Here is a 247-nt window from a genome sequence, read left to right as displayed (position 1 = left end):
AAATATCAGCAAGAACTCGTCCGGCTCTGCAAAGAACATTACCCCAAACCATACGAACGCCTGCAAACCATCCCCGGTGTCAAGGAACGCGCAGCCACGGCAATCATTGCGGAAACAGGTGTTGATATGAAGATGTTCGCTACGGCGGCAAGCCTTGTGGGATGGTGCGGTCTGAAACCGCGTAACGATGTAAGCAACGGGCGTTTCAAAAGCAGAAAAGTGACACACGGAAACAGATACCTCAGAC

The 247-nt window shown here is 51.4% G+C and carries 1 protein-coding gene; it reads left to right on the top strand.

Annotation, left to right across the window (positions count from 1 at the left end; genetic code table 11):
* Window positions 1–247, top strand: a 247-nt coding sequence (locus Tanf_RS11710) for a transposase (protein ID WP_046826003.1), incomplete at both ends; no start/stop codon positions are given.

It is taken from the genome of Tannerella forsythia, assembly GCF_001006485.1.
Lineage (GTDB): Bacteria > Bacteroidota > Bacteroidia > Bacteroidales > Tannerellaceae > Tannerella > Tannerella forsythia.
The sequence above is the reverse complement of the archived record's forward strand: the minus strand, read 5'-3'. Positions and strand labels throughout refer to the sequence as shown.